The following is a 25,617-nucleotide window of genomic DNA, read 5'->3' on the forward strand; positions in this document are numbered from 1 at the left end:
AACGGGATCAATCCCCCCACAATTCCTTGAGCTTGCCGAAAAATCCCGTCGAGGCCGGGCATTCCTCGCCCGTCTCGGTCTCGCGGAACGCCTCCAGCAATTCCTTCTGCTTGGCCGTCAGCCGCGTGGGCGTTTCGACATCGACCTGGATGACGAGGTCGCCCTGCCCGCGGCCGTTCAGCACCGGCATCCCGGCGCCGCGCTGGCGGATCTGTTTGCCCGACTGGATGCCGGCCGGAATCTTGATCTCGTGCCGGCTGCCGTCCAGCCCCGGCACGTCGATGCTGCCGCCCAGCGCCGCCGTCGTGAAGCTGACCGGCGCGCGGCAGAAAAGAGTCGTGCCGTCGCGCTCGAAGATCGCATGGCGCTTCACATGCAGGAAGATGTAGAGATCGCCCGGCGGCGCGCCCCGCGCCCCCGCCTCGCCCTCGCCCGACAGGCGGATGCGCGTGCCTTCGTCGACGCCGGCCGGGATGTTGACCGAAAGCGTCTTGGGCTTGTCCACCCGCCCCTCGCCCCGGCAGGCGCGGCACGGGCTTTCGATCACCTGCCCCGCGCCATGGCAGGACGGACAGGTGCGCTCGACCACGAAGAAGCCCTGTTGCGCCCGCACCTGCCCATGGCCGTGGCAGGTACCGCATGTCTTGACCCCGGTGCCGGGCTGCGCGCCCGAACCGTCGCACGTCTCGCAGGCGGCAGACACCTCGATCTCGATCTCGGTCTTCTTGCCATGATAGGCTTCGTCGAGGCTGATCTCCATGTCGTACCGCAGGTCAGCGCCCCGGCGCTGCTGCTGCCGTCCGCCGCCGCCGAAGCCCGACTGGCCGAAAATCGTCTCGAAAATATCGCCCAGGTCGGAGAAACCGCCCTGCTGCCCACGGAACCCACCGCCGCCTCCGCCATTCTGTGCGTTGGTATAGGCGGCGTGACCATAACGATCATAGGCCGCGCGCTTCTGGGGGTCTTTCAGGCATTCATAGGCTTCCGACACGGCCTTGAACTTGGCTTCGCTGTCGGTGCAACCCCCGGTGCGGTCGGGGTGATATTTCATCGCGAGCTTGCGATAGGCACTCTTAATCGCGGCGCCGTCGGCGGTGCGCTCGATTTCGAGCAGCGAATAATAATCGACTTCGGTCGTCATAGAGGCCCCCGCCTGCGCCGCCCGTCATATCGGCATGAGCCTGTATGACGGGCGGCGGGCATGTGCTTACGCCTTGTTGTTTTCGTCCACTTCCGAGAATTCGGCGTCGACCACGCCGTCATCGGCCTTGGGCGCGTCAGCCTCGGGCGAAGCGGCGGCGGCCTGTTCCTTCTCGTAGATGGCCTGGCCGAGCTTCATAGCGACGGTGGCGAGTTCCTGCGCCTTGGTCTTCATGGCGTCGGCGTCGCCGCTCTCGATCGCGGACTTGGTCGCGGCGATGGCGGTTTCGATCTCGCCCTTAAGCGAAGCATCGACCTTGTCGCCATGTTCGGCCAGCTGCGCCTCGGTGGTGTGGACCAGGCTTTCGGCATTGTTCTTGGCTTCCGCCGCCTCGCGCCGCTTCTTGTCCTCGTCGGCGAAGCGCTCAGCGTCCTTGACCATCTGCTCGATGTCGGCGTCGCTAAGGCCACCCGAGGCCTGGATGCGGATCTGCTGCTCCTTGCCGGTGCCCTTGTCCTTGGCCGAAACATTCACGAGGCCATTGGCGTCGATGTCGAACGTCACCTCGATCTGCGGCACGCCACGCGGCGCGGGCGGAATGCCGACCAGGTCGAACTGGCCCAGCAGCTTGTTGTCCGCCGCCATTTCCCGCTCGCCCTGGAACACGCGGATCGTCACCGCCTGCTGATTGTCGTCGGCGGTCGAATAGACCTGGGACTTCTTGGCGGGGATCGTGGTGTTGCGATCGATCATGCGGGTGAACACGCCGCCCAGCGTCTCGATGCCAAGGGAGAGCGGCGTCACGTCGAGCAGCAGCACGTCCTTGACGTCGCCCTGCAACACGCCCGCCTGGATCGCCGCGCCCATGGCGACGACTTCATCGGGGTTCACGCCGGTGTGCGGTTCCTTGCCGAAGAACTCCTTCACGGCCTCGCGCACCTTGGGCATGCGGGTCATGCCGCCCACCAGCACGACTTCGCTGATCTCGCTGGCGGTGACGCCCGCGTCGGCCAGCGCCTTCTTGCACGGTTCCATCGTCCGCTTGATGAGGTCGGCGACCAGTCGCTCCAGATCGGCGCGCGTCACCGTCTTGACGAGGTGCTTGGGGCCGTTCTGGTCGGCGGTGATGAAGGGCAGGTTGACCTCGGTCGTCTGCGCGCTCGACAGCTCGATCTTCGCCTTTTCCGCCGACTCCTTCAGGCGCTGAAGCGCCAGCTTGTCCTTGGTAAGGTCGATGCCTTCGGCCTTCTGGAAATCGGCCGCCAGATATTCCACCAGCTTGGCGTCAAAATCCTCGCCGCCCAGGAAGGTGTCGCCGTTGGTCGATTTCACTTCAAACACGCCGTCGCCGATCTCCAGGATCGAGATGTCGAACGTGCCGCCGCCAAGGTCATAGACCGCGATCGTCTTGCCGTCCTGCTTGTCGAGACCATAGGCCAGCGCGGCCGCGGTCGGCTCGTTGATGATGCGAAGCACCTCAAGTCCAGCGATCTGGCCGGCGTCCTTAGTCGCCTGACGCTGGGCGTCGTTGAAGTAGGCGGGAACCGTGATGACCGCTTGCGTGACCGTCTCGCCCAGATAGGATTCGGCGGTTTCCTTCATCTTCTGAAGCGTGAAGGCGCTGATCTGCGACGGGCTGTAATCCTGGCCGCCGGCCTTTACCCAGGCGTCGCCATTGGGGCCCTTCGCGATCGAATAGGGGACCAGCTCCATGTCCTTCTTGGTCATGGGATCGTCGAAACGACGGCCGATCAGGCGCTTCACCGCGAAGATCGTGTTGTCCGGGTTGGTGACCGCCTGACGCTTGGCCGGCTGGCCGATCAGACGCTCGCCATCCTTGGCGAAGGCGACGATCGAGGGCGTGGTCCGCGCCCCTTCCGCATTTTCGATGACCTTGGGCTTGCCGCCGTCCATCACAGCCACGCAGCTGTTGGTGGTGCCCAGGTCGATCCCGATAACTTTTGCCATTTCTTCCTCTTTTAACCCCAAATCATGTTCAGCGGTTGATGGCCCCATACCTCACGAAAGCGCCAAGGCAAGGCCGGTTAGCAAGGGCGATATAGGCGCGGTTTCGCTTGGCACAAGAAGCGCGGGCCATTAGCGTTGTGCAACGACCGGAAACGAGACAGTCATGGAGTGACGGATGCGCGCGGCCCTTGCCCTTATCGCCCTTGTGGCGCCGTTCAGCCTTGCGGCCTGCGGCGATCCCGCGCCCAGCTATATCGATCAGGCATGGGTGCGGCTTTCACCCAACAAGGACACGCCCTCGGCCGGCTATTTCGTCGCGCATGGCGGCGACGCGGGGGCACAGATCAGGGGCGTCATCACCGACTATGCGCTCAAGGTCGAAATGCATGAGAGCGTGATGAAGGACGGCGTCATGTCGATGAAGCCGGTCGAGAGCGTCGATATCCCGGCCAAGGGCGAGGTCGCCTTCGCGCCGGGCGGCAAGCATCTCATGATCTTCGGGGTCAACGACACCGCGATCAGCCGGGGCAAGATGCAATTGACGTTCCTGATGGGCAATGGCGACCGGCTGCTGGTGGACGCGGTCATTCGCAAGCCGGACGCGGCGGGCGCGCCGGCTGCGAAGGGCGGGGAGCATCAGGGCCACTGACGGCCACCGCCCTTCGTCCCGCCTGCTATTTCCGCTGCGCCGCGCTGGCGTCGCGGGCCGCGCGGAATTCGCTGTCGGCCGACCAGTTGGGCCAGACATGGCTGTCGGCCACCCGCCGCCCGGTCGCATAGAGCAGCCCCATGTCGCCCGCCCAGCTCTCGGTGTTCCAGCTTTCGTCATATTGGTCGGCCGGCTGGTGATAGCGATCGCGCGTATAGGCGTCGGCCAGCTCCTTGCCCCGCGCCGCGCCGCCGTTCACCAGTTCCTGGCCCGCGTCATAGGAAATGGCCGGCACCCCGCGCTTGGCCATCGGGAAATGGTCCGACCGGTAGAAGCTGCCCGCCTCCGGCCGCGCGTCGGGCGTATAATGCCGGCCGACCTTCTGCGCCTCCTCGGTCAGGATGGTCAGCAGGTCGAGCTTCGCCGCGCCCGAAATGCTGAAGTCGGTCGTCTTTTCCGCCGCGAACGGCCCGTCCATGTTGATGACGGCGGCCGTCGTCGCCAGCGGCCGCAACGGATTGTCGGCATAATATTCCGACCCCAGCAGCCCCTTTTCTTCGGCCGTCACCGCCAGGAACAGCACGCTCCGCTCGGGCTTGGGGCCCTTCGCATAGATCCGCGCCAGCTCCAGCAGCGCCGCCGTGCCCGACGCATTGTCCAGCGCGCCGTTATAGATATTGTCGCCCTTCGCGTCCGGCAGCCCGACGCCCAGATGGTCCCAGTGCGCCGAATAAACGACCGTCTCGTCGGGATATGTGCTGCCCCGCACCAGCCCCGCGACATTGTAGGATGTGATGACCTGCGACTTCACCGCATAATCGGCGCTCATCGTTGCTTTGAGCGGGATCGGCTGGAAGTCCTTCTTGCGCGCCGCCGCCTTGGCCGCATCGAAATCCACGCCCGACGCGCTCAGCAGCTTGGCGGCCAGATCTTTCTGGATCCACCCTTCCATCGGCGTATGCGCCTTGGTCGGGTCGGCGCGGACGATGTCGAACATGGTGTTGGTGTTGCTGTTCTTGACCGTGGCCCAGCCATAGGAGGCCGGCTCGGTCTCGTGCACCACCAGAACGCCCGCTGCCCCCTGCCGCGCGGCTTCCTCATATTTATAGGTCCAGCGGCCATAATAGGTCATCAGCTTGCCGCCAAAATCGCCCTCGCCGCCCTCGAAATCCGGGTCGTTGACCAGAACGACCATGATCTTGCCTTTAAGGTCGACGCCCTTGAAATCGTCCCAGCCGCGCTCGGGCGCCTTCACGCCATAACCGACAAAGACGAGCGGCAGATCGGCGAACTTCACCGCCGCCTGCCCCGTCTCGGCCGCGCGCACCGCGATCTCGCTGCCCTGGGTCAGGGGCTGTGCCGCGCCACCGATCGTCATCGACAAGGTGGGCGCGCCGACGATCTCCGACTTGCGCAGCGGCACGTCCTGGAACCAGCCCCCCTTGCCGCCCGCCGGGACGAGGCCGGCCGCCTTCATTTGCGCGGCAATATAGTCGATCGTCTTCTTTTCCCCCGGACTCGCCGGTCCGCGCCCCTCATATTCGTCGCTCGCCAGTATCTTGATGTCGTTGGCGATGCGCGCGACGTCGAACGTCGGCGCCTGCCCGGCGGCGTGGACCAGGGCGGATGATGCAAGGAGGCCGGCCAGGGCCAGGATGCGCAAAGGGCGGGTCGTCATAAGGGAAACACTCCAAAGCCGCGCGCAGGGCGGCCGGTAGGGGACAGGGGCCGGGCGGCCCTATGCGCCGGATCATGCCGATCCCGGACCGCTTTTCAAGGGGCTCGCATATGGCGGCGGCGCCTGTAATAAAAATGAAGAAATGCGCATCGTGCCGAAGAAGGCGAGCGAACCGGGCCCGCATCGATTTGATAACAATTGCTGACAGACCTCCTCCTTTCGTCGCGGCTCAAGTTGCGCTGCCCATCGCGATCGTGCATTAGCTGCGGAGTCGCAGCATTGACTGGCGCTATTCAGGCCGGATCATCGATGCGACATGGGGCCTTTGCGCGGTTGGGGTACTGTGCGCTTGACGAGAATCATGGGAGGTGCCGGGGGGCGCAGGGCCGCGATGCTGGCTATGCTGTGCGCTGGCGTGGCAGGATCGATGGCGGCGCGGGCGCAGGATCACCTGGTCGTCCCGCCCAACCCGCGTCCCTTCTCGGCTCCGGCGCAGGACGACCCGCTGCTCGCCCTCGCTCGCACAACCACCACCGAAAGCCGCTTTCGTGCCGAGGTGGAATCGGCCGTGCACTATAACCCCCTGCTGGAGGAAGCCCGCGCCGGCGTGCGAGAGGCGGAAGCGGCGCGGGTGCAGGCGCGCTCCGCCCTGTTCCCGACCGTCGATCTCACCATCGACGCGAACCGCAGCTTCGCCCGCAACTTTTCCAACGATCCGGGCAACATCATCGAACGGTCGCGCCCGCAGGGCCGCACCGATGCGACCGCATCGATCCGGCAGCGGCTGCTCGATTTCGGCGCGGCGTCGAGCCGCATCAACGCCGGCAACGCCCGCGTCACCGCCGCTGAAAATGCGACGCTCGGCTATGGGCAGGATGTCGCGATCCGCACCGTCACCGCCTGGTATTCGATCCTTGCCCAGCGGCTGATGGCGCAGGCGGCGGAGGAATATGTCGGCCGGCAGGCGCGGCTGCGCCAGGCGATCGAAAAACGCATTGGCCAGGGATTTTCCGCGCGCGGCGAACTGCCCCGCATCGACAGCTCGATCGCCAATGTCCAGACCCGGCTCGCCAGTGTCCGTCGCGACCTCGCCAGTTCCGAAGCGCAATATCGCGCGCTGACCGGCCATGACGCGCCGCCCGATCTCGCCCGCGCGCCGCTGCCCGCCGCCGCCGCCGACACGCCCGAGGCGCTCGACGCGCTGATCGCCCGCGCGCCTGTCGTCCTGCGCGCCGAGGCCGAGGCCCGCGCCGCGCGGCAGGACGCACGCGCCACCCGCTCCGAACGGCTGCCCACCATTTCCGCCGGGCTCGACGCCGGCCGTTATGGCGTGTTCGAGAACCCGGGCGATTATGACATTCGCGGCCGCGTCATCGTGCGCGCGCAGCTGGGCGCGGGGATCAACGCCCGCGCGGATCAGGCGACCGCCCGTGCCGACGCGGCCGACGCCTATGCCGCGCGCGTCCGCCAGGAAGCGCTGCGCGATGCGCAAATGTCGCTCGCCGATGTGAAGGGGCTGGACGCGCAACTCGTCGCCGCCGAAACCGGCTATATCGCCAACCGCACGGCCCGCGACGTCATCGCCACCCGCTTCGAAGCCTCTCAGGGCACGATCACCGACCTCCTCTATGCCGAGGACAGCTATTTCTATTCCATAACGACCTTCATCCAGACGCTGGCCGAACGCGACGTGTCGCGTTTCGTCCTGCTGGCGAAGAGCGGCCTGCTGCTCGACGATCTGGGGATCAGGGTCGATCCTGCCGAGAGGATGGCCCAACCGTGACCGATCAGCCCTTGCTCGCCACCGCGAAGGCGCGTTTCGCCCCCTGGCTGATCGAGCCGATGCTCCGCAACCGCGCCACCTATATCAAGGTTGCGGCGGCCGCCGCGCTCATCAACATTTTCGCGCTCGTCTCCTCGCTCTTCACCATGACGGTCTATGACCGGGTGATCCCCAACGACGCTTCGGAATCGCTGCTGGGCCTCAGCATCGGCCTCGGCATCGTCGTCGTGTTCGATTTCATGCTGCGGCTGCTGCGCGTCTATTTCGTCGATATCGCCGGCGCGAACATTGATTATGAAGTCGGCGATACGCTCTTCGCCAAGCTGATGGCGCTGCGGCTGGACATGCGCAAAGGCTCTACCGGCACGCTCACCGGCCTGATGCGCGAGCTGGAAACGCTGCGCGACTTCTTCGCCTCGGCGACGCTGACGGCGATCATCGACGTACCCTTCATCCTCATCACCCTGACCGTCATATGGCTGCTGGGCGGCGTGCTGGTGCTGCTGCCGCTGGCGATGATCCCGCTGGTCATCGGCGCGGGCCTTGTCACCAATCCCGCACTCGACCGGCTTTCAGCGAAAAGCCTGGGCGACGGCCTCGTCAAGCAATCGGTGCTGGTCGAAACCATCGGCAGTCTGGAGACGGTGAAGGCGATCGGCGCCGGCCCGATGCTCGGCCGCCGCTGGCGCCTGGCGCTCAACAAACATTCGCACAGTTCGCTGGGACAGCGGCTCATTTCCTCGGTCGCCGTCACGGTCGCCAGCAGCGCCAGCACCATCGCCTATTGCGGCATCATCATCGTCGGCGTCGGCCTGCTCCGCAGCAACACCATCACCACCGGCGCGCTGCTCGCCTGCTCGGTGCTATGCGGCCGCGCCATCGCCCCGCTGGCACAGATCGCCACGCTGCTTTCGCGCCTGTCCGCCACCCGCGTCGCCTATCGCCAGATCAACGCGCTCATGGAAACGCCGAGCGAAGGCCCGCAGGGCGAAGGCATCATGCCCGCCGGGCTCCAGGGCCGGATCGAGCTTCGCAACGTCGCCTTCCGCTATCCCGGCGCGCCGGAAAAGGCGCTGGACGGCGTCAACATGGGCATCGCGCCGGGCGAACGGGTCGGCTTCCTCGGCCGCGTGGGGTCGGGCAAGTCCACCCTCGCCCGCATGATCCTGGGCCTTTACGAACCGCAGGAAGGCGTCGTCCTGATCGACGGCACCGACGTGCGCCAGTATGACCCGATCGAGCTGCGCCGCCATATCGGCGCGGCGATGCAGGATAATGTGCTGCTGCAAGGGTCGGTGCGCGACAATATCAGCCTGGAACGCGGCCATGTCGACCAGGACGAGATGATCCGCGTCGCCGAAATCAGCGGCACGCATCGCTTCATGGGCCAGATCGCCAACGGCTATGACCTGCGCCTCGCCGATCGCGGCGACGGGCTGTCGGGCGGCCAGCGCCAGTCCATCTCGATCGCGCGCGCGCTCGCCGGCCGGCCCCCGATCCTCATCTTCGACGAACCCAGCAGCGCGATGGACGCGCAGACCGAAAACGAACTGATCACCCGGTTGCAGGACGAAATTCAGGGCCGCACCTTCCTGCTGATCACGCACCGCTCCTCGCTGCTGCGGCTGGTGGACCGGATCATCCTGCTGGAAGCGGGCAAGGTCGCCGCCGACGGGCCGCGCGACGCCATTCTCCAGCGCCTGACGCGAGGCAAGGCCGCATGAGCGACACCATCGACCTTCATCAGCCCACGGCGGAGATCAAGCCCGTCGTCCCGGCCAACATCTTCCTTTGGGCGATCCTTGCCTTCGTCGTCCTGTTCCTGCTGTGGGCGGGGTTGACGGAGATCGACCGCACCGTCCGCGCGACCGGCCGGGTGATCCCCAGTTCGCAGCTCCAGGTCATCTCCAACCTCGAAGGCGGCGTGGTCGAAGCGATCCTCGTCCGCACGGGGCAGGAGGTGAAGGCGGGGGCACCGCTCGTCCGCCTCAATCCGACCCAGCCGACCGCCGAACTCTCCTCCAACCAGGCCAGCACCGACGCGCTCTCGCTCAAGATCGCGCGGCTTGAGGCGGAGATTGCCGGCCATGCGCCGCGCTTCCCCGCCCCGCGCAACCCGGAAATGGCCGGCCAGATCGCGGTCGAGCGCGCGCTCTACGCGTCGCGCATGTCGGAAATCGCCAGCATCAACTCGGTCGGCGCCGCCCGCGTCGCGCAGAGCCAGCGCGCCATCGCCGAAGCGCGCGCCGCCGAGGCCGCCCGCATTTCCGCCCGCGACACGGCGCAGGCCGACCTCAATCTCATCCGCCCGCTGGTGCGCGAAGGGATCGAGCCGCGCCGCTCGCTGCTCCAGGCCGAAAACGCCTATAGCGTCTCCTCCAGCGAAGCGGCCGCCGCCGCCGCCGCGCTCGGCCGGGCCCAGTCGGCGCTCGCCGAAGCGCAGGCGTCCGCCGCGCAGCAGCGCCGCGACTGGCTGACCCGCGCCGCCGACGAACTGACCTCGGCCCGCGCCGAAGCTGGCGTGCGTCAGGCCACGCTGCCGGCCTATGAATATAAGCTCGACCGCACCATCGTGCGCGCGCCGGTCGATGGCCGCGTCAACCGCGTGTTCGTGACCACCGTGGGCGGCAGCGTCCGCCCTGGTGATCCGCTGCTTGAAATGGTGCCGGGTCGCGACAATCTGCTGGTCGAAGTTATGGTCGCGGCCAAGGACATCGCCTCGGTCAAGCTTGATCAGAAGGCCAAGGTCAACATCACCGCCTATGACAGCGCCGTCTATGGATCGATGGAAGGGCGCGTGATCGCGATCTCGCCCGACGCCGTCGTCAACGAACGCACCGGCGAGAGCCATTATCTCGTCCGCGTCCGCACGACCGCCAACGGCATCACCGACAAGAGCGGCCGCCGTCTGCTGATCGGCCCCGGCATGGGCGCGGAAGCCAACCTGCTCGGCGACAAGCGCACCGTCCTCGCCTATATCCTGACGCCGCTCACCCGCCTCAAGGAAACCGCCTTCCGCGAGTAAGAACGCTGTTCCCCGGCGAAAGCCGGGGCCCAGGGTTCGGGGCGCTGCGGTTAGAAGTCGTGCGGCTCAGCCCTTCTTGGGTGCGGTCAGGTGCTGGCTCAGATGCTTGTTCATTTCGAACATGCTGACCGAGTTCTTGCCGAAAATCTTTTCCAGCTTCTCGTCGGCATTGATCTGCCGCCGGTCCTTCGCGTCCTGAAGATCGTGCTTCTTGATATAGTCCCACACCTTGCTGACCACCTCGCTGCGGGGCAGATCCTTCTCGCCCACGATTTCCGCGAGGTCGGGCGACGGCGTCACCGGCGCGGTGATGCCGCCGCGCGCGCCGCCGGCGGGCTTGCCGGTGGCCTTGACCTTCTTCGCCGCCGCAGCGGTCTCATCCTTGCCCCGTTTCTCGGCCGAACGCGCCATCTCTTGCTCCCATGTCCCGTGCAGGTCCGGCATGGACCCTGGCGGGATATACGCCGATGAGCCGTGTTAGTTGCGCGTGGGCGTTCAGGTGCGCGGCCGCGCCTGGCGATAGCTGCCCAGTTGCCGCACCCATTTGGTGTGGAATTCCAGCTCCGCGAGCGCGCGGTCGACCGCTGGATCGCCCGGCATCCCTTCGATGTCGCAGAAGAATTCGGTCGCGGCGAAGCTCGCCCCGCGCTGGTAGCTTTCCAGCTTGGTCATATTGACGCCATTGGTCGCAAAGCCGCCCATCGCCTTGTAGAGCGCGGCGGGCACATTCTTCACCTCGAACAGGAAGGTGGTCATGACCGGTCCCACACCGGCGAGCGGCACCTTCGGCTCGCGCGCCAGCACCAGGAAGCGGGTCATGTTGTCGTCGCTATCCTCGATATTCTCGGCGATCAGGCGCAGCCCGTAAATCTCCGCCGCCAGATAGGGCGCGATCGCCCCTTCGCCGGGGTTGCGCGTTTCCGCCACCAGCGCCGCCGCGCCGGCCGTGTCGGCATAGGCGACCGGCTGGATGCCGCGCTCGCGCAGATAATGGCGGCACTGGCCCAGCGCCTGCGGATGGCTGATCGCGCTCTTCACCGGAACGCTGTCCACCGCCATCAGGCAGTGGCGGATGCGCAGGAAATATTCGTCGACGATCGCCAACCCCGATTCGGGCAGCAGGAAATGCATGTCGGCCACGCGCCCGTGCAGGCTGTTCTCGATCGGGATGATCGCCCGCGCCGCCAACCCGTTTCGCACCGCGTCGATCGCATCCTCGAACGCAAAGCAGGGCAGCGGCACGCAATCGGGCGCGTAGCCCAGCGCCGCCAGGTGCGAATTGGCGCCGGGCGCCCCCTGATAGGCGACGGCGCGGCTGGGATCGGCGGCGGCCTTCTGGCCAAGCTCCGCGACGATCGCGCGGGCGGGAGCGGGATAGTTTTCCATAAGCGCGCGTGCGCTTAGGATTAAGTGGATGCGAGTGCAAGCAATAGGGCTCAACCCGGCTTGCACCATCGCGCCTCCGCCATTATGGCAGCGCACAAGAGGGGGCGCATCTGCCAGCCGCCAGAAGAAAAAGCTGAGGGAAATCGAGCGAGATGGGCGATCGTTTCAATACCGTTGCGGGCTGGGCTCTATTTGCAGGCATCATCGCCTTGGGCGGCGCGATCGTCAGTTCCAAATATTTCGATGACGAGCGTCCCGAGAAGATGGGCTACGCGATCGAAGGCGTCGAGGCCGAAGGCGAAGGCGGCGACACCGGCCCCGGCCTCAACACCCTGCTCGCCAGCGCGGACGTCGCGGCCGGCGAGAAAGTGTTCGCCAAATGCGCCGCCTGTCACACCGTCAATCAGGGCGGCGCGAACGGCATCGGCCCCAATCTCTACGGCACGGTCGGTGAGCCGATCGGTCAGGGTAAGGCCGGCTTCGCCTTCTCCGACGCGCTCAAGAGCAAGGGCGGCCAGTGGAGCTTCGACAATCTCGATGCGTGGCTGAAGAGCCCGCGCGAATTTGCGCCGGGCACCAAGATGACCTTTGCGGGTCTCGGCAATCCGGTCGACCGCGCCAACCTCATCGCCTGGCTCAACACCCAGGGGTCGAACCTCCCCCTCCCCGCCGCCGACGCAGCGCCCGCCGCTGCCGAGGGCGCGAATGCGGCGGAAGCCGGCAACGCCGCCAATGCGGCTGAAGCCCCGGCGGCGAACGCTGCGGGCAACGCGGCCGAATAACGACGCCGACATTCCGACTTATAATGTTCCCCGGCGAAAGCCGGGGTCCAGAGTCCCACGCACAGCGCCTCGAACCCTGGGCCCCGGCTTTCGCCGGGGAACAAGAAGGTATAGGCTGCGCTCAGCCTGCGAACATCAACCCGTCATCATCGCATGGGGCAGGCTCATCGCCTGGGCGAGATTCCGCAGCCGCCGCTCGACCGCCTCGCCATAAAGCTCGGTATCCTCGGCGCGCATGTGCAGCGTGATGCCAGCGTCGGTTCGCGCCAGCCGCGACACCGACAGCGGCGCTTCCACCCCGCCCGACAGGCGCTGCGCCAGGCGGATGGCAAGGCCCCACAGCGCCGCGCGGCCCAGCGCATCGGCCGGCGCGATCCGGTCCAGCCCCGGCGGAACGCTCATCCCCCCGCCAAAATGGCTGTGCAGAGCCTGCCCCAGCATCGCCCGCTCGATAACGGTAATGCCCACCCAATTGCTGTGCAGCGCGATCTCGACCCCGCGCTCGGCGCGGAAATCGGGGTTTGCCCGCCAGCTCACATCGGCCAGCAGGCAGGCCGCGCGCCGTATCCGCCGCATCGCCGCGTCATCGTCGGGAAATAGCGGATCGATCCAGCGGTCGATCCGGTCGCCATGGCCACGAAACCGCGCCTGCGCTTCCCCTTCCGCCTCGGCCGCGACCAGCAGCGGATCATGCGCGCGTATGTCAGGCGGCAATGCCTCGAACAGCAACCCTTCGCGCAGCCCATAGGCCGACACGACGAGGCAGCTCGACTTCAACTGCCGCACCACGACCGACAGCAAAGCCGCCGCATCGGGAAGCGTCGGCACGCGCGATCCGGTCATCGCGGGAATCTGCTTCAATCGCGCCCGATCGACATGGCTCACGATCCGCGTCAGCTGCTCGGCCCGCGCGGCCGTCATCTCATATTGATGCACGACCGGCAGCGGAAAATGGGTCAATTGCATGTCGAACCGCGCCAGCGCGCGCCACGATCCGCCGACCATGTAGAAGGGCAGGCCCGGCTCGGGCCGCCACCCCGCCTCCTCCAGCATCTTGGCGACCAGCCGCTCCAGCGCGCGCGGCCCCTTCGCCCGGATTTGCGGCAGGCGCAGCACGCCCAGCGGAAGCGATATGGTCTGCTCGACCGCGCCGCCCCGTATCCGCGCCAGCTCCAGGCTGCCGCCGCCCAGATCGCCGACGATGCCGTCCGCGTCCGGAATGCCCGACAATACGCCCATCGCCGCGCCGATCGCCTCCTGCCCGCCTGACAGCAGCTCGACCGAGAGGCCCAGAGCCTCGGCGCGGGCGATGAATTCCGCACCGTTGGTCGCGTCGCGCACCGCGGCGGTCGCGACGCAGCGTATGTCGGCGACCTTCATCGACCGGCACAGATGGGCGAAGCGGCCGATGGCGCGCAGCCCCCGCTCCATCGCCTCGGGCTCGATCGCCCCGGTCCGGGCCAGCGACGCCCCCAGCCCGGCCATCACCTTTTCGTTGAACAGGATGAAGGGGATGCGGCGCGGCCCGTCATAGACGACCAGCCGCACGCTGTTGGACCCGATATCGATGATCGCCGTGCGCGCATGGGCGGGCTCGGGCGATGTCACCATCTGCTCGGCGGCGGCCCGCACCCGGCTCAGCATCGAATTCATCGCGCGCTCACGCCCGGCCGCGCAGGCGCAGCGTCGGCACAGCGCCATCGTCATAGGCCGCGCCGCGCCCGGACAGCGACGGGTTGGTCATGAAGTAACGGTGCAGGTTGAACGGCTTCTCGCCCGCGTCCAGCCGGCTGTAATGGCCGTCGCCATCCAGCGTCCAGCTCTGTTCGGTGTCGATCAGGTTCGCGACCATCACCTGGTCCAGTATCTGATCGTGAACCGTGGGGTTCTCGATCGGCGCCATGAACTCCACCCGCCGGTCGAAATTGCGCGGCATCCAGTCGGCCGAACTGATATAGACCTTCGCGCCATTGTTGGGCAGCGCCTTGCCGTTACCGAACACGGCGATGCGGCTGTGCTCCAGGAAGCGGCCGACGATCGATTTCACCCTTATATTCTCGGACATGCCCGGGACGCCGGGGCGCAGGCAGCATATGCCGCGCACGATAAGGTCGATCTGCACGCCGGCGTTGCTCGCCGCATAGAGTTTCTCGATCATCGCCGGATCGACCAGGCTGTTCATCTTCGCCCAGATGGTGCCGGGTCGCCCGGCGCGGACATGGTCGATCTCCGCGTCGATATACTGGCACAGCCGATCGCGCAGGTCGCGCGGGCTCATCACCAGCTTTTCCAGCCGCTTGGGTTCGACATAGCCGGTGATGTAGTTGAACAGCGCGGCGGCGTCCCGGCTATAGGCCGGATCGGCTGTGAAGAAGCTCAAATCCGTGTAGATGCGCGCGGTGACGGGGTGGTAATTGCCGGTCCCGAAATGGCAGTAGCTGCGGAACTGCTCGCCCTCGCGCCGCACCACCATCGACACCTTGGCATGGGTCTTCCAGTCGATGAAGCCATAGACGACCTGCACCCCCGCCCGCTCCAGCGCGTCGGCCCAAAGCAGATTCTGCTCCTCGTCGAACCGCGCCTTCAGCTCGACCACGGCGGTCACGGACTTGCCCGCCTCGGCCGCGTCGATCAGCGCGCGGATGATCGCGGACTGCTTGCCCGCGCGATAGAGCGTCTGCTTGATCGCGACCACGTCGGGGTCGGACGCCGCCTGCTTCAGGAAGGATATGACGACGTCGAACGCTTCGTAAGGGTGGTGGACGACGATGTCCTTCGCCCGGATCGCGGCGAAACAGTCGCCGCCATATTCGCGGATGCGCTCGGGAAATCGCGGCGCGTAAGGCTCGAACTTCAGGTCGGGGCGGTCCTCGTCGACGATGCCGCTGAGGTCGCCGATGCCGACGAAGCCCTCGACTTCCTCGATGATCGCGTCATGGCCCTGGAGCATGTCCTGCAACATCTCCTCGACCGGTTCGGCGATGCGCGCTTCCATCTCCATGCGGATCACCCGGCCGCGCCGTCGGCGCTTGATCGCGCTGCGGAAATAGCGGACCAGATCCTCCGCCTCTTCCTCGATCTCGATGTCGCTATCACGGATGATGCGGAACACGCCGCTGTTGCGGACCCTGTATCCGGGGAAGAGATCAGCCGAAAAGCGCCGGATCACCGCTTCCAATGCCATGTAGCGCGCCGGTTCGCCCGGCACCCGCACGAAGCGCGCGAGCGAGGACGGAATCATCACCAGCTCGCGGATCGGCTGCTGGTCGGACAATCGCTCCAGGTCGAAGACGATCGACAGCCCCTGATTGGGGATGAAGGGGAAGGGATGCGCCGGATCGAGCGCCTGGGGGGTCAGGATCGGGAAAATCTGCGTCAGGAAATGCTCGCGCAGCCATTGCGCGCAGCCCACATCCATCTCGGCGGACGGCCCGATTACCTCTATGCCCACCTGCGCCAGTTCGCCGTGCAGCGCGCCCCACACCTGCTGCTGCGCGCGCATCAGCACGGCGGTGGCATCGGTGATCGCGCCCAGCTGCTGCGCCGGGGTCAGCCCGTCGGCCGAGCGCAGATCGACATCCTGCAACTGCTGCCCCTTCAATCCCGCCACCCGAACGGAAAAAAATTCGTCCAGGTTCGCCCCCGAAATCGACAGGAAGCGCAGCCGCTCCAGCAGCGGATGGGCGCGGTTCATCGCCTCTTCAAGAACGCGCTGGTTGAACGCCAGCCAGGATAGCTCGCGATTGAAATAGCGGTCGCCCGGTACGGTTAGGCTGGCGATGGGATCGGCTTCGGCCACGGATTACTCGCGCTGGTCGGTGGAAGGATCGGGCGGGACTATAGGCAGAAAGCCGGCGCTTTGCAGAGCCTCTTTCGCCATTGCGACGGAAATCTTGCGTCCAGATGACAACGCCGCGCGATCGAGCAGGCGAATGACGGCGGCCAGGCCCCCATAGCTGCGCTCGATCCGCCGCATCAGCCAGTCGGGCACGTCTGGCGCATAGCCGGCCCCCGCCCGATCGAACCCCCGCGCGATGAGCGCGCGCGCGAGCGCCTCGTCCGGCTCGGCAATGGCGACATGCGGCGCCGCGGCGAGGCGCGAGCGCAGGTCCGGCAGCGCCACGGTCCAGGTCGCAGGCGGCGTCTGCCCCACCAGCAGCAGCGGCCGCCGCGCGGTCTGCGCCGCGTTCCAGGCATGGAACAGCCGATGCTCGTCGCTCCCCTGCGCGTCGTCGATCACCGTGCCGCCGCTCATCGCCGCGAAATGCCGGGCGAGCGTGGAGCGACCCGACAGCGGCGGTCCGGTCAGCACGCTCACCGACATCGGCCAGTCGCGCCACCGCTCCAGATGGGCGACGGCGATGCGGTTGGCGTCGCTCACCAGGAAATCGCCGTTCGCATCGCCCTGCCAGTCGAAGGGCAGGCTGATCTGGCTCATTGCGCCGCCGGGGCCGCCTGCCTGCGGCTGATCCGCAGCGTATTGCCCGACGCCGCGACGCTGTAGCCGCGCGCCTGGAGTGCGGTGCGAAGCATGTCCGCCGTGCCCTCGAAGCTCACCTGCATGACCGACGTGCCGCCGAGCGCCAGGCTGCTGGTCGCGGCCGACCGCACGCCGGGGATCGCCCGCACCGCCGTTTCGGCCGCGCCGATCGACCCGACATCGGGCGTGTCGAACTGGATCGAGAAGGCGGTGACGCCCGCCGCCGGCAGCGTCGGCACATCGATCGCCTCTATGGGCGCCTCGGTCGCATTCTCGATCGCCAGCGCGTCGGGATCGACCGGCTCCTCGATGATCAGCGACGGGTCGGGCCGCAACCGCCCGTCATTGAGCGCGCGGATATAAAGCTCGTCGATCCGCCGCGCGCCTTCGTCCAGCATCTGCGCGATGCCGCTGTCGTTGGACGCGCGCAGCTGGAAACTGCCGATCAGGCTGTTGTCGGGGCCATAGCGCGCGGTGAAGCGGCCCGTCACCGGCCCTCCGGGGAATGCGCGCTCCAGCCGCGCGATCGGGATCACCACGTCGGCCGCGCCATATTGGTCGAGCAACACCCGCCACCACAGCCGCCCGCGCCGCCCGGTCTGCCCGGCATTGAGCAGGATCGGATCGGCGATGGAGCCGGCCACGCGCACATAGTCGATCGCGCTGTCTCCGGTCCGATACCGTGCCCACGCCTTCTGCCACTCGTTGGTGCGCTCGTAGGACACGGCGCTTCCGCCGTCCCACAGCACCGGGATCACCAGCAAGGGCGGCGACCGCATGACATTGCCGCTCACGCCCAGCAGCGCGCCGGTGCGCGCCCGGTCGAACATCACGCCCAGCGTCGCGACATAGCGGTTGGGGCCGATCTGCTCGCTCTCGATCTCGATGCCCGAAATCATGCCCTCTAGCTGCGAATCGGACAGGCCCGGCGCGCCTGCTCCGCCATGGGTGCGGGTCCACAGCATCCGCCACGCCTGCCGCTGCGCCATGCGCCAGCCGGCATAGCGGGCGCTGTCGGCGTCCTTCGCCACCACGTCCACCTTGACCCCGCGCACCTCGAAATCGCCGCCGCTGGCGATCGGCGGCACGCCACGCTCCCCCTCCATCTGCGCGAACAGGGCAGCGGCGGCTAGGCCGATGCCGATCGCAAGCAGGATCTGGAAGGGCCGCGACAGCGCGCGGAGCGGCGCCACCGGCTGAAGCAACGGACGGGTCGGGGACGGGCTAAGGCTCACGCGCGCCCTTTTGGCGGCATTTCCCCGCCCTGCCAAGCCTTCCGTTTTGTGCGACCATGCCCTAGAGCGCGCAGACATGAGCGACACCGAATCCTACAGCTACGCCAAGGCCGGCGTGAACATCGCCGCCGGCAACGCCCTCGTCCGCGCCATCGCCCCCCTGGCGAAGGCGACGCGCCGCCCCGGCGCGGAAGCGGACCTTGGCGGCTTCGGCGGCTTCTTCGACTTGAAGGCCGCCGGCTATGACGATCCGCTGCTGGTCGCCGCCAATGACGGCGTCGGCACGAAGCTGAAGCTCGCCATCGACCATGATCGCCACGACGGCGTCGGCATCGACCTCGTCGCCATGTGCGCCAACGACCTGATCGTGCAGGGGGCAGAGCCGCTCTTCTTCCTCGATTATTATGCCACCGGCCGCCTCGAAAGCGGCGTTGCCGAGCGCGTCATCGCCGGCATCGCCGAAGGCTGCCGCATCGCCGGCTGCGCCCTCATCGGCGGGGAAACAGCCGAAATGCCGGGCATGTATGCCGATGGCGACTATGACCTCGCCGGCTTCTGCGTCGGCGCGGTGGAGCGCGCGAAGGCGCTGACCGGCAACCGCGTGAAGCCGGGTGACATATTGCTCGGCCTCGCTTCGTCGGGCGTTCACTCCAACGGCTATTCGCTGGTCCGCCGCCTCGCCGCAGACAAGGGCTGGAAGCTCGACCGCCCGGCCATCTTCGATCAGGAGGTGCTGCTGATCGACGCCCTGATGGCCCCGACGCGCATCTATGTGAAGAGCCTGCTGCCGCTGGTCCGCGCCGGCATGGTCAATGCGCTCGCCCATATCACCGGCGGCGGCCTCCTCGAAAACATCCCCCGCGTCCTGCCCGACGGCAGCCATGCGGTGGTCAATGCCGACGCCTGGCCCCAGCCGCGCCTCATGGCCTTCCTCCAGGCGCAGGGGCATATCGAGCCGGAGGAGATGGCGCGCACCTTCAACTGCGGCGTCGGCATGGTGCTGGCCGTCGACGAAACCCATGTCGCCGCCGTCATCCACGCACTGGAGGATGCCGGCGAAACCGTCTTCACCATCGGCGCGGTGGAAGAGGGCGAAAAGGGCTGCACGGTGAAGGGCAGCATCGAGACATGGAGCGCAAAGGCCGACTGGTCGGCAACGCATCTGGGCTGACACAATAGGCCACCCCGTTCGGTTCGAGCTTGTCGAGAACGGCGCGCGAAGTTCTCGACAAGCTCGAACCGAACGGGGTGGGTATGACCAAAGCAAAAGTCGGCGTCCTGATTTCCGGCCGCGGCTCCAACATGGCGGCTCTTCTCTACGCCGCGAAGGCGGACGACTGCCCGTTCGAGATCGTTCTGGTCGCCGCCAACGATCCCGACGCGCCCGGCCTGGCCCTCGCCGCCGCCGAGGGCATCCCCACCTTCGCCCACAGCCATAAAGGCTTGAAGCGCGCCGAATTCGACCGCATCATCGACGCGCAGCTGCGCGCCACCGGCGCCCACTATGTCGCGCTCGCCGGCTATATGCGCCTCCTCTCGCCCGAATTCGTCGCGGCGTGGGAGAACCGGATGCTCAACATCCACCCCAGCCTGCTCCCCAAGTATAAGGGCCTCGACACCCACAAGCGCGCGCTCGACGCGGGCGACAGCCATGCCGGCTGCTCGGTCCATATCGTGACGGCGGAACTGGACGACGGCCCGGTCCTCGGCCAGACCCAGGTCGCGATCCTGCCCGGCGACACCGCCGACAGCCTCGCCGCCCGCATCCTCATCGCCGAGCATCAGCTCTACGCCCGCACCCTCGCCGCCTTCGTCACGCGCGAGCGCCAGCCCGACTGGCTGCTGAATAAGGTCCGCGAAATCGCGCTCGCCCTCCCCCAGGCGGAAGAGACGCTCTCGCACGGCATGCCCTGCTTCGGCGTCATCAAGGGCAAGAAGTTCGGCTGGTTCACCCGCGACCATCATGGCGACGGCATCACCGCCGTCCTCGTCAAGACCAGCGCGCCCGAAGAGCAGGCGACGCTGATCGAAGCGGACCCCGCCCGCTATTACCGCCCCGCCTATTTCGGCAATGACTGGATCGGCATCCGCCTCGACCTCGGCGACACCGACTGGGACCACATCACCGAGCGGCTGCGCGCGAGCTGGCGCCAGATCGCGCCGAAGAAACTACTGGGCCTGATGGACATCGCGGAGGAGTTTTAACCCGCCTACCTCCCCTTCCCATCGCGCGCCCCGATCCCCATAGAGATCAGCCATGACCGACGCCCCATCTGCCGCCATCGAAATCCGCGACCTCACCAAAATCTACAAGGGCGGCAAGCGCGCGCTCGACGGGATCAACCTGTCCATCCCGCGTGGCCAGATCTACGGCTTGCTCGGCCCCAACGGCGCGGGCAAGTCGACCACGATCAACATCTTGGCCGGCATGGTCAACAAGACGGCGGGCAATGTCAGCATCTGGGGTTTCGACATCGACGCGCACCCGCGCAACGCGAAGAACTCGATCGGCATCGTGCCGCAGGAAATCGTGTTCGACCCCTTCTTCACCCCGTTCGAGACGCTGGAGAACCAGGCGGGCTATTATGGCGTGCCGAAGGACCGCCGCCGCTCGATGGAATTGCTGCGCGCCGTCCATCTGGAGGACAAGGCGAACGCCTATGCCCGCACCCTCTCGGGCGGCATGAAGCGCCGGCTGCTGGTGGCGAAGGCGATGGTGCATTCGCCGCCGATCCTGGTGCTGGACGAACCCACCGCCGGCGTCGACGTGCAACTGCGCCAACAGCTCTGGGCCTATGTGCGCGAATTGAACGCCATGGGCGTGACGATCGTGCTCACGACCCATTATCTCGAAGAAGCCGAAGAACTGTGCGACCGCATCGGCATCATCAACCATGGCCGCGTCATCACCGACAAGCCGACCCGCGAACTCATCGCCATGGCGCAGGAAAAGGTCGTTGTGGTCACCGTCGACCGCGACCTCACCGAAGCGCCTGCCGCCCCCTGCTTCGAAAAGGTCGAACTGTCGAACGAGCGCACCCTCACCATCACCTACAGCAAGGACCGCGCCAACGCGGGCCAGGTGCTGAGCGCGGTACAGGCAAGCGGCCTGTCGATCGTGGACGTCTCGACCCGCGATCCCGACCTGGAGGACGTGTTCCTCAACCTGACGGCGGATGTATAAGTGATGGATGAGGCGCGACCTGTTCCCCCTCCCGTAGACGGGAGGGGGCTAGGGGGTGGGCAAGCGCGCCCCTTTAAGCAAAGAAATACAGTCCGGGCCAAAAACCTTCGCAGCAGCGCCACGAACGCAGAACGGTTGCTCTGGCAATGTCTTCGTAACCGAAAGCTCGGCTACAAATTCAGCGGTCAAATGCCTGTAGGCCCCTACTTCGCTGATTTCCTCTGCCGCGAGTTGCGCTTCATCCTCGAACTCGACGGCATCAGCCACGATCACAGCATCGACTATGACGACAGGCGTGATGCCTATTGTCGCGCGCAGGGTTTCACGGTCTTGCGTATTTCCAATGACGATGTGATGACAAATCTCGAAGGCGTGATTTCGCACATCCAGGCGAGGCTCGCGCAGGCCCACCCCCAGCCCCTCCCGCTTGCGGGAGGGGAGTAAAGACAAGAATGACCACCACCCTCCACGATGTCGTCATCATCGGTTCCGGCGCGGCCGGTCTCACCGCCGCGATCAACCTGGCGCAGGACCGCAAGGTGCTCGTCCTCGCCAAGGGCGCGCTCGATGGCGGCTCGACCAACTGGGCGCAGGGCGGCATCGCCGCCGTGCTCGACGCGGGCGACAGTTTCGAGGCGCATGTCCATGACACGATGGTCGCAGGCGCGGGCCTCAACGATCGCGCCACGGTCGAATTCGTCGTCTCCGAAGCCCCCGCCGCGATCGAGCGGCTCGCGGCCCTTGGCGTCCCCTTCAACGGCGGCGAGGAATTCGGCGAACGCTGGCACCTGACCCGCGAAGGCGGGCACAGCCATCGCCGCATCATCCATGTCGATGATGCGACCGGCCATGCCGTGCAGGTCGCGCTGCTGAAGGCCGCGCGCGCCAACCCCAATATCACGCTGATGGAGGATATGGTCGCCATCGACCTCGTCACCTCCCGCCATGGCGAGCGCTATTCGGGCGACGGCCATGTCTGGGGGGTCTATGCCTTCAACAAAAAAACGAAGCGCGTCGATACGCTTCTGGGCAAAGCCACGATCCTCTGCACCGGCGGCGCGGGCCGCACCTATCTCTTCTCCACCGCCCCGCGCGGCGCGACCGGGGACGGCATCGCCATGGCCTGGCGCGCCGGCTGCCGCGTCTCCAACATGGAGATGAACCAGTTTCACCCGACCTGCCTCTACAATCTGGAGGTCAAGAATTTCCTCATCACCGAAGCCGTGCGCGGCGAAGGCGGGCATCTCAAGATTCCCGGCACCGGCGAGCGCTTCATGCCCCGCTTCGACCCGCGCGAGGAACTGGCCCCGCGCGATGTGGTGGCGCGCGCCATCGACCATGAAATCAAGCGCTTGGGGCTGGACTATGTCCATCTGGACATCAGTCACAAAGACCCCGAATTCGTGAAGCATCACTTCCCGACGATCCATGCCCGCCTGCTCGATCTCGACATCGACATCACGAAGGAGCCCATCCCGGTCGTTCCGGCGCAGCATTACACATGCGGCGGCGTCATCATCGATCTCGATGGCCGCACCGACCTCCCCGGCCTCTATGCCGCCGGCGAAGTCAGCGAGAGCGGCCTGCATGGCGCCAACCGCCTCGCCTCCAACTCGCTGCTCGAATGTTTCGTCTTCGGCGAGGCGGCCGCGCGCCATATCCGCGCCCATTGGGACGATCTGCCCGCGCCCCCGCTTATCCGCCCGTGGGACGAAAGCCGCGTCACCAACAGCGACGAGGAAGTGATCGTCCAGCACAACTGGAAGGAAATTCGCCGCTTCATGTGGGACTATGTCGGCATCGTCCGCACCACCAAACGGCTGGAGCGCGCCCAGCACCGCGTCGCCCTGCTGGCGCAGGAGGTGGACGAATATTACGGCAATTTCCGCGTGACCCCCGACCTCATCGAACTGCGCAACCTGCTGGAGGTCGCCCGGCTGGTCGTGCGGTCGGCGCTCCACCGCAAGGAAAGCCGGGGGCTGCACTATACGCTGGACTATCCCGACACGCTGCCCGAAGCCGTGGACACGGTGCTCGCGCCATAAAAAAGGCGCGACGTCGGAGGCCGCCGCGCCTTCAGTTTTGGGAAGGGATGCGCCAAAGGCGCGTCCCGCTCGGACCGATAGCGCGCCGCATCCACCCCGCCTTTGATCCGCGTCAAATCTCCCCGAGAAAATCGCGGAGCAGCGCATTGAACCGCGCCGGCTGGTCGCGCATCACCATATGGCCGCTGGGACCGATCGGCTTGAGCAGCGCGCCCTTCTTCCCCGCATAAGCCTCGCGGAAGCGCGTCCCGATGGTCGCGTTCATCTGAGCGTCGTCGCCCACCGCATAGACCACCTCCAGCGGCGCCGACAGGCGCGGCAGCTGCGGGCCGAGATCGATATTGGCAAGGTCGCGCAGCGCATTGGCGATGACATCGGGGTCGCTGCCCTGCGCGCCGGGGGCCTGCGCCACCATCTGCGCCAGGTAGCGCCGCCCCGCCGCGGTGCCGGTCAGATAGCCGCCGAGCTGGTTGGCGAGGAAGCCGAGGCCACTCGCCGTTCCGCCGACCATCGCCGCGCCGGCGGGCAGCATGTCGACCACCATCACCCGCCGGGCGAGCCCCTTCACCCCCAGCATCATCGCCAGCGTGCCGCCCATCGAATGGCCGACGATCGCCGGCCGCCTGAGGCCCGCCGCGCCGACATAGCGCGCAATCTCGTCCGCGACCGGCTGCACCACCGCGCCGCTCGCATTGCCCTCTGCGCCAAGTCCTGCAAAGCCACGCACCTGGACCAGATGGAAGCGATAGGCGGGCAGCGCCGAAACGACACCGCTCCACGCGCCGGGACCGCTGGCGAGGCCGGGGATCAGCAGAACGTCCGGCCCGCTGCCCCGCACCGTCACCGCGATGCGGCGCGATACGAACGGGGCCACCGCCCGCGCGCCGCCGCTTACGGCCAGCGCCGCAGCGCCGAGCATCAGCGCTCGCCTGTCGATCCGATATGCCATCCCGCCGCCTTTGCCCGCTCCCCGCTGAACCCGCAATGAGCGAAAAAGGATGCGCGATCAGCCGGTATCCAGGGCGATCCTCCCTCCATCGCATTTGCGGAATCATTCGTCGCATCGCTCTTGCCGCCGGGCCGCCTGGCCGCGCCATATGGCCACATCGAGTGCGGGGTAACTGATGAAGTCCAATGAAAATCGGGGCGGGTCCGCGCGCCTCGTCCTGTTGATCGCAGCCCTGTCCGCCTGCGTCAGCGCGCCCGAGCGGCCGGCGGCGCAGGCCGCGGCGGCCGTGCCGCAAAAGCCGCAGCCCACCACCAGCACATGGCCGATCCGCCCGGTCGCCAATCCGCCGCTCCCGTATCAGGACATCGACCAGAATGAGGAGCCGCCCCCGGCGCTCGTCAGCGTCGTCCGCAATCTCGGGCAGAGTTTTCAGGGCAAGGTCGGCATCGCCGTCCGCCGGATCGGCGCGCCCTGGACCGTGGCGTGGAACGGCAACGCGCTCTTCCCGCAGCAGAGCGTGTCGAAGCTCTGGGTGTCGATGACTTTCCTCGACGCGGTCGATCGCGGCAAGCTGCGCCTGTTCGACACGACCACGATCACCAGGAACGACCTCACCCTCTTCCACCAGCCGACCGCCGCTTTGGTGGCGAAGGACGGCGCGTGGACCACGAGCTATTCGGACCTGATGCGCCGGGCGATGACGCAAAGCGACAATACCGCAAATGATGCGCTGCTACGCGCGGTCGGCGGGCCGGAGGCGGTGCGCGGCTTCCTCGCCCGCCGCCTCATCCGCGACATCCGCTTCGGTCCGGGCGAACGGCTGATGCAATCGGCGACCGCCGGCCTCGACTGGCGGCAGGATTATGCGATCGGCCGCAACTTCTACGCCGCCCGCGCGAAGCTGCCCATGTCGGTGCGTGTGAAGGCGCTCGACAATTATCTCGCCAATCCGCCGGACGGCGCGGCCCCGGCCTCGATCGTGCAGGCGCTCGCCAAACTAAAGCGCAACGAGATGCTCTCGCCTGCTTCCTCGCGGCTGCTGCTCTCCATCATGGAGGAGGCCAAGACCGGGCCGCAGCGGATCAAGGGCGGGGTGCCGCCGGGCTGGTCCTACCTGCACAAGACCGGGACCGGGCAGGACTTGCCGCCGCGCTCCACCGGCTTCAACGACATCGGCATCATGACCGCGCCCGACGGGGTCAGCTATGCGGTCGCGGTGATGATCGGATCGACCACGGTGGCGATCCCCGAACGCTGGGCGCTGATGCAGGCGGTGGCGAAGGCGGTCGTGGCGAACCACGAAACGCGATAG

The 25,617-nt window shown here is 66.8% G+C and carries 21 protein-coding genes; 11 read left to right on the forward strand and 10 right to left on the reverse strand.

The window, feature by feature from the left end; all coding sequences use genetic code 11:
* Positions 1 to 7: 7 nt before the first annotated feature.
* Positions 8 to 1,141, reverse strand: a complete 1,134-nt coding sequence (gene dnaJ, locus ACETPF_RS12415; protein ID WP_373934810.1) for a molecular chaperone DnaJ — start codon at positions 1,139 to 1,141, stop codon at positions 8 to 10.
* 66 nt (positions 1,142 to 1,207) lie between these two features.
* A complete protein-coding gene (gene dnaK, locus ACETPF_RS12420) occupies positions 1,208 to 3,109 on the reverse strand; it encodes a molecular chaperone DnaK (protein ID WP_373934811.1) in 1,902 nt (633 codons plus the stop codon).
* A 175-nt stretch (positions 3,110 to 3,284) separates the two neighbouring features.
* Between dnaK and ACETPF_RS12425 the strand changes: the two genes are divergently transcribed.
* Positions 3,285 to 3,758 carry a copper chaperone PCu(A)C gene (locus ACETPF_RS12425; protein ID WP_373934812.1) on the forward strand — a complete coding sequence of 158 codons (474 nt, stop codon included), beginning with the start codon at positions 3,285 to 3,287 and terminating at the stop codon, positions 3,756 to 3,758.
* Positions 3,759 to 3,783: 25 nt separating this feature from the next.
* Here the strand turns inward: ACETPF_RS12425 and ACETPF_RS12430 are convergent, their stop codons facing one another.
* A complete protein-coding gene (locus tag ACETPF_RS12430) occupies positions 3,784 to 5,436 on the reverse strand; it encodes a M28 family peptidase (protein ID WP_373934813.1) in 1,653 nt (550 codons plus the stop codon).
* A 391-nt stretch (positions 5,437 to 5,827) separates the two neighbouring features.
* On the opposite strand from ACETPF_RS12430, the gene ACETPF_RS12435 reads away from it, so the two are divergent.
* The 3 genes from ACETPF_RS12435 to ACETPF_RS12445 are packed head-to-tail and all read left to right on the forward strand — an operon-like array spanning position 5,828 to position 10,244.
* Positions 5,828 to 7,219: a TolC family protein gene (locus tag ACETPF_RS12435; RefSeq protein WP_373934814.1), complete on the forward strand. Its 1,392-nt coding sequence runs from the start codon at positions 5,828 to 5,830 to the stop codon at positions 7,217 to 7,219.
* A complete protein-coding gene (locus ACETPF_RS12440) occupies positions 7,216 to 8,943 on the forward strand; it encodes an ATP-binding cassette domain-containing protein (RefSeq protein ID WP_373934815.1) in 1,728 nt (575 codons plus the stop codon). The genes ACETPF_RS12435 and ACETPF_RS12440 overlap by 4 nt, the downstream gene beginning before the upstream one ends.
* Positions 8,940 to 10,244 carry an HlyD family type I secretion periplasmic adaptor subunit gene (locus ACETPF_RS12445; RefSeq protein WP_373934816.1) on the forward strand — a complete coding sequence of 435 codons (1,305 nt, stop codon included), beginning with the start codon at positions 8,940 to 8,942 and terminating at the stop codon, positions 10,242 to 10,244. Before ACETPF_RS12440 ends, ACETPF_RS12445 begins: the two co-directional genes overlap by 4 nt.
* 66 nt (positions 10,245 to 10,310) lie before the next feature.
* Here the strand turns inward: ACETPF_RS12445 and ACETPF_RS12450 are convergent, their stop codons facing one another.
* Positions 10,311 to 10,655 carry an SWIB/MDM2 domain-containing protein gene (locus ACETPF_RS12450; RefSeq protein WP_373934817.1) on the reverse strand — a complete coding sequence of 115 codons (345 nt, stop codon included), beginning with the start codon at positions 10,653 to 10,655 and terminating at the stop codon, positions 10,311 to 10,313.
* 84 nt (positions 10,656 to 10,739) lie between these two features.
* The gene (locus tag ACETPF_RS12455; protein ID WP_373934818.1) at positions 10,740 to 11,630 is read right to left on the reverse strand and encodes a prephenate dehydratase; all 891 of its coding nucleotides are present in this window, start codon (positions 11,628 to 11,630) and stop codon (positions 10,740 to 10,742) included.
* Positions 11,631 to 11,782: 152 nt separating this feature from the next.
* On the opposite strand from ACETPF_RS12455, the gene ACETPF_RS12460 reads away from it, so the two are divergent.
* Complete coding sequence (locus ACETPF_RS12460) at positions 11,783 to 12,412, forward strand: c-type cytochrome (protein ID WP_373934819.1); 630 nt, start codon at positions 11,783 to 11,785, stop codon at positions 12,410 to 12,412.
* A gap of 135 nt (positions 12,413 to 12,547) precedes the next feature.
* Here the strand turns inward: ACETPF_RS12460 and ACETPF_RS12465 are convergent, their stop codons facing one another.
* The 4 genes from ACETPF_RS12465 to ACETPF_RS12480 are packed head-to-tail and all read right to left on the reverse strand — an operon-like array spanning position 12,548 to position 18,127.
* Positions 12,548 to 14,065 carry a Ppx/GppA phosphatase family protein gene (locus tag ACETPF_RS12465; protein WP_373935053.1) on the reverse strand — a complete coding sequence of 506 codons (1,518 nt, stop codon included), beginning with the start codon at positions 14,063 to 14,065 and terminating at the stop codon, positions 12,548 to 12,550.
* 7 nt (positions 14,066 to 14,072) lie between these two features.
* On the reverse strand, positions 14,073 to 16,211 hold the full coding sequence (locus ACETPF_RS12470; protein WP_373934820.1) for an RNA degradosome polyphosphate kinase: 2,139 nt from the start codon (positions 16,209 to 16,211) through the stop codon (positions 14,073 to 14,075).
* A 3-nt stretch (positions 16,212 to 16,214) separates the two neighbouring features.
* Entirely contained in the window at positions 16,215 to 16,850 is a 636-nt protein-coding gene (locus ACETPF_RS12475; RefSeq protein ID WP_373934821.1) for an HdaA/DnaA family protein, read from the reverse strand.
* Positions 16,847 to 18,127: a heavy-metal-associated domain-containing protein gene (locus tag ACETPF_RS12480; protein ID WP_373934822.1), complete on the reverse strand. Its 1,281-nt coding sequence runs from the start codon at positions 18,125 to 18,127 to the stop codon at positions 16,847 to 16,849. The genes ACETPF_RS12475 and ACETPF_RS12480 overlap by 4 nt, the downstream gene beginning before the upstream one ends.
* A gap of 76 nt (positions 18,128 to 18,203) precedes the next feature.
* Between ACETPF_RS12480 and purM the strand changes: the two genes are divergently transcribed.
* From purM to nadB, 5 genes are all read left to right on the forward strand, one after another.
* Complete coding sequence (gene purM / locus ACETPF_RS12485; protein WP_373934823.1) at positions 18,204 to 19,298, forward strand: phosphoribosylformylglycinamidine cyclo-ligase; 1,095 nt, start codon at positions 18,204 to 18,206, stop codon at positions 19,296 to 19,298.
* Between the two features lie 83 nt (positions 19,299 to 19,381).
* Positions 19,382 to 20,332 carry a phosphoribosylglycinamide formyltransferase gene (purN, locus tag ACETPF_RS12490; protein ID WP_373934824.1) on the forward strand — a complete coding sequence of 317 codons (951 nt, stop codon included), beginning with the start codon at positions 19,382 to 19,384 and terminating at the stop codon, positions 20,330 to 20,332.
* 52 nt (positions 20,333 to 20,384) lie between these two features.
* Entirely contained in the window at positions 20,385 to 21,311 is a 927-nt protein-coding gene (locus ACETPF_RS12495; protein ID WP_373934825.1) for an ABC transporter ATP-binding protein, read from the forward strand.
* A gap of 3 nt (positions 21,312 to 21,314) precedes the next feature.
* Positions 21,315 to 21,755: an endonuclease domain-containing protein gene (locus tag ACETPF_RS12500; protein ID WP_373934826.1), complete on the forward strand. Its 441-nt coding sequence runs from the start codon at positions 21,315 to 21,317 to the stop codon at positions 21,753 to 21,755.
* An 8-nt stretch (positions 21,756 to 21,763) separates the two neighbouring features.
* The gene (gene nadB / locus ACETPF_RS12505; protein ID WP_373934827.1) at positions 21,764 to 23,356 is read left to right on the forward strand and encodes an L-aspartate oxidase; all 1,593 of its coding nucleotides are present in this window, start codon (positions 21,764 to 21,766) and stop codon (positions 23,354 to 23,356) included.
* A 112-nt stretch (positions 23,357 to 23,468) separates the two neighbouring features.
* Here the strand turns inward: nadB and ACETPF_RS12510 are convergent, their stop codons facing one another.
* Positions 23,469 to 24,305, reverse strand: coding sequence for an alpha/beta fold hydrolase (locus ACETPF_RS12510; RefSeq protein WP_373934828.1), 837 nt, complete (start codon positions 24,303 to 24,305; stop codon positions 23,469 to 23,471).
* A 175-nt stretch (positions 24,306 to 24,480) separates the two neighbouring features.
* On the opposite strand from ACETPF_RS12510, the gene ACETPF_RS12515 reads away from it, so the two are divergent.
* Positions 24,481 to 25,617: a serine hydrolase gene (locus tag ACETPF_RS12515; RefSeq protein ID WP_373934829.1), complete on the forward strand. Its 1,137-nt coding sequence runs from the start codon at positions 24,481 to 24,483 to the stop codon at positions 25,615 to 25,617.

This window comes from Sphingobium agrisoli, from assembly GCF_041877245.1.
Taxonomy (GTDB): domain Bacteria; phylum Pseudomonadota; class Alphaproteobacteria; order Sphingomonadales; family Sphingomonadaceae; genus Sphingobium.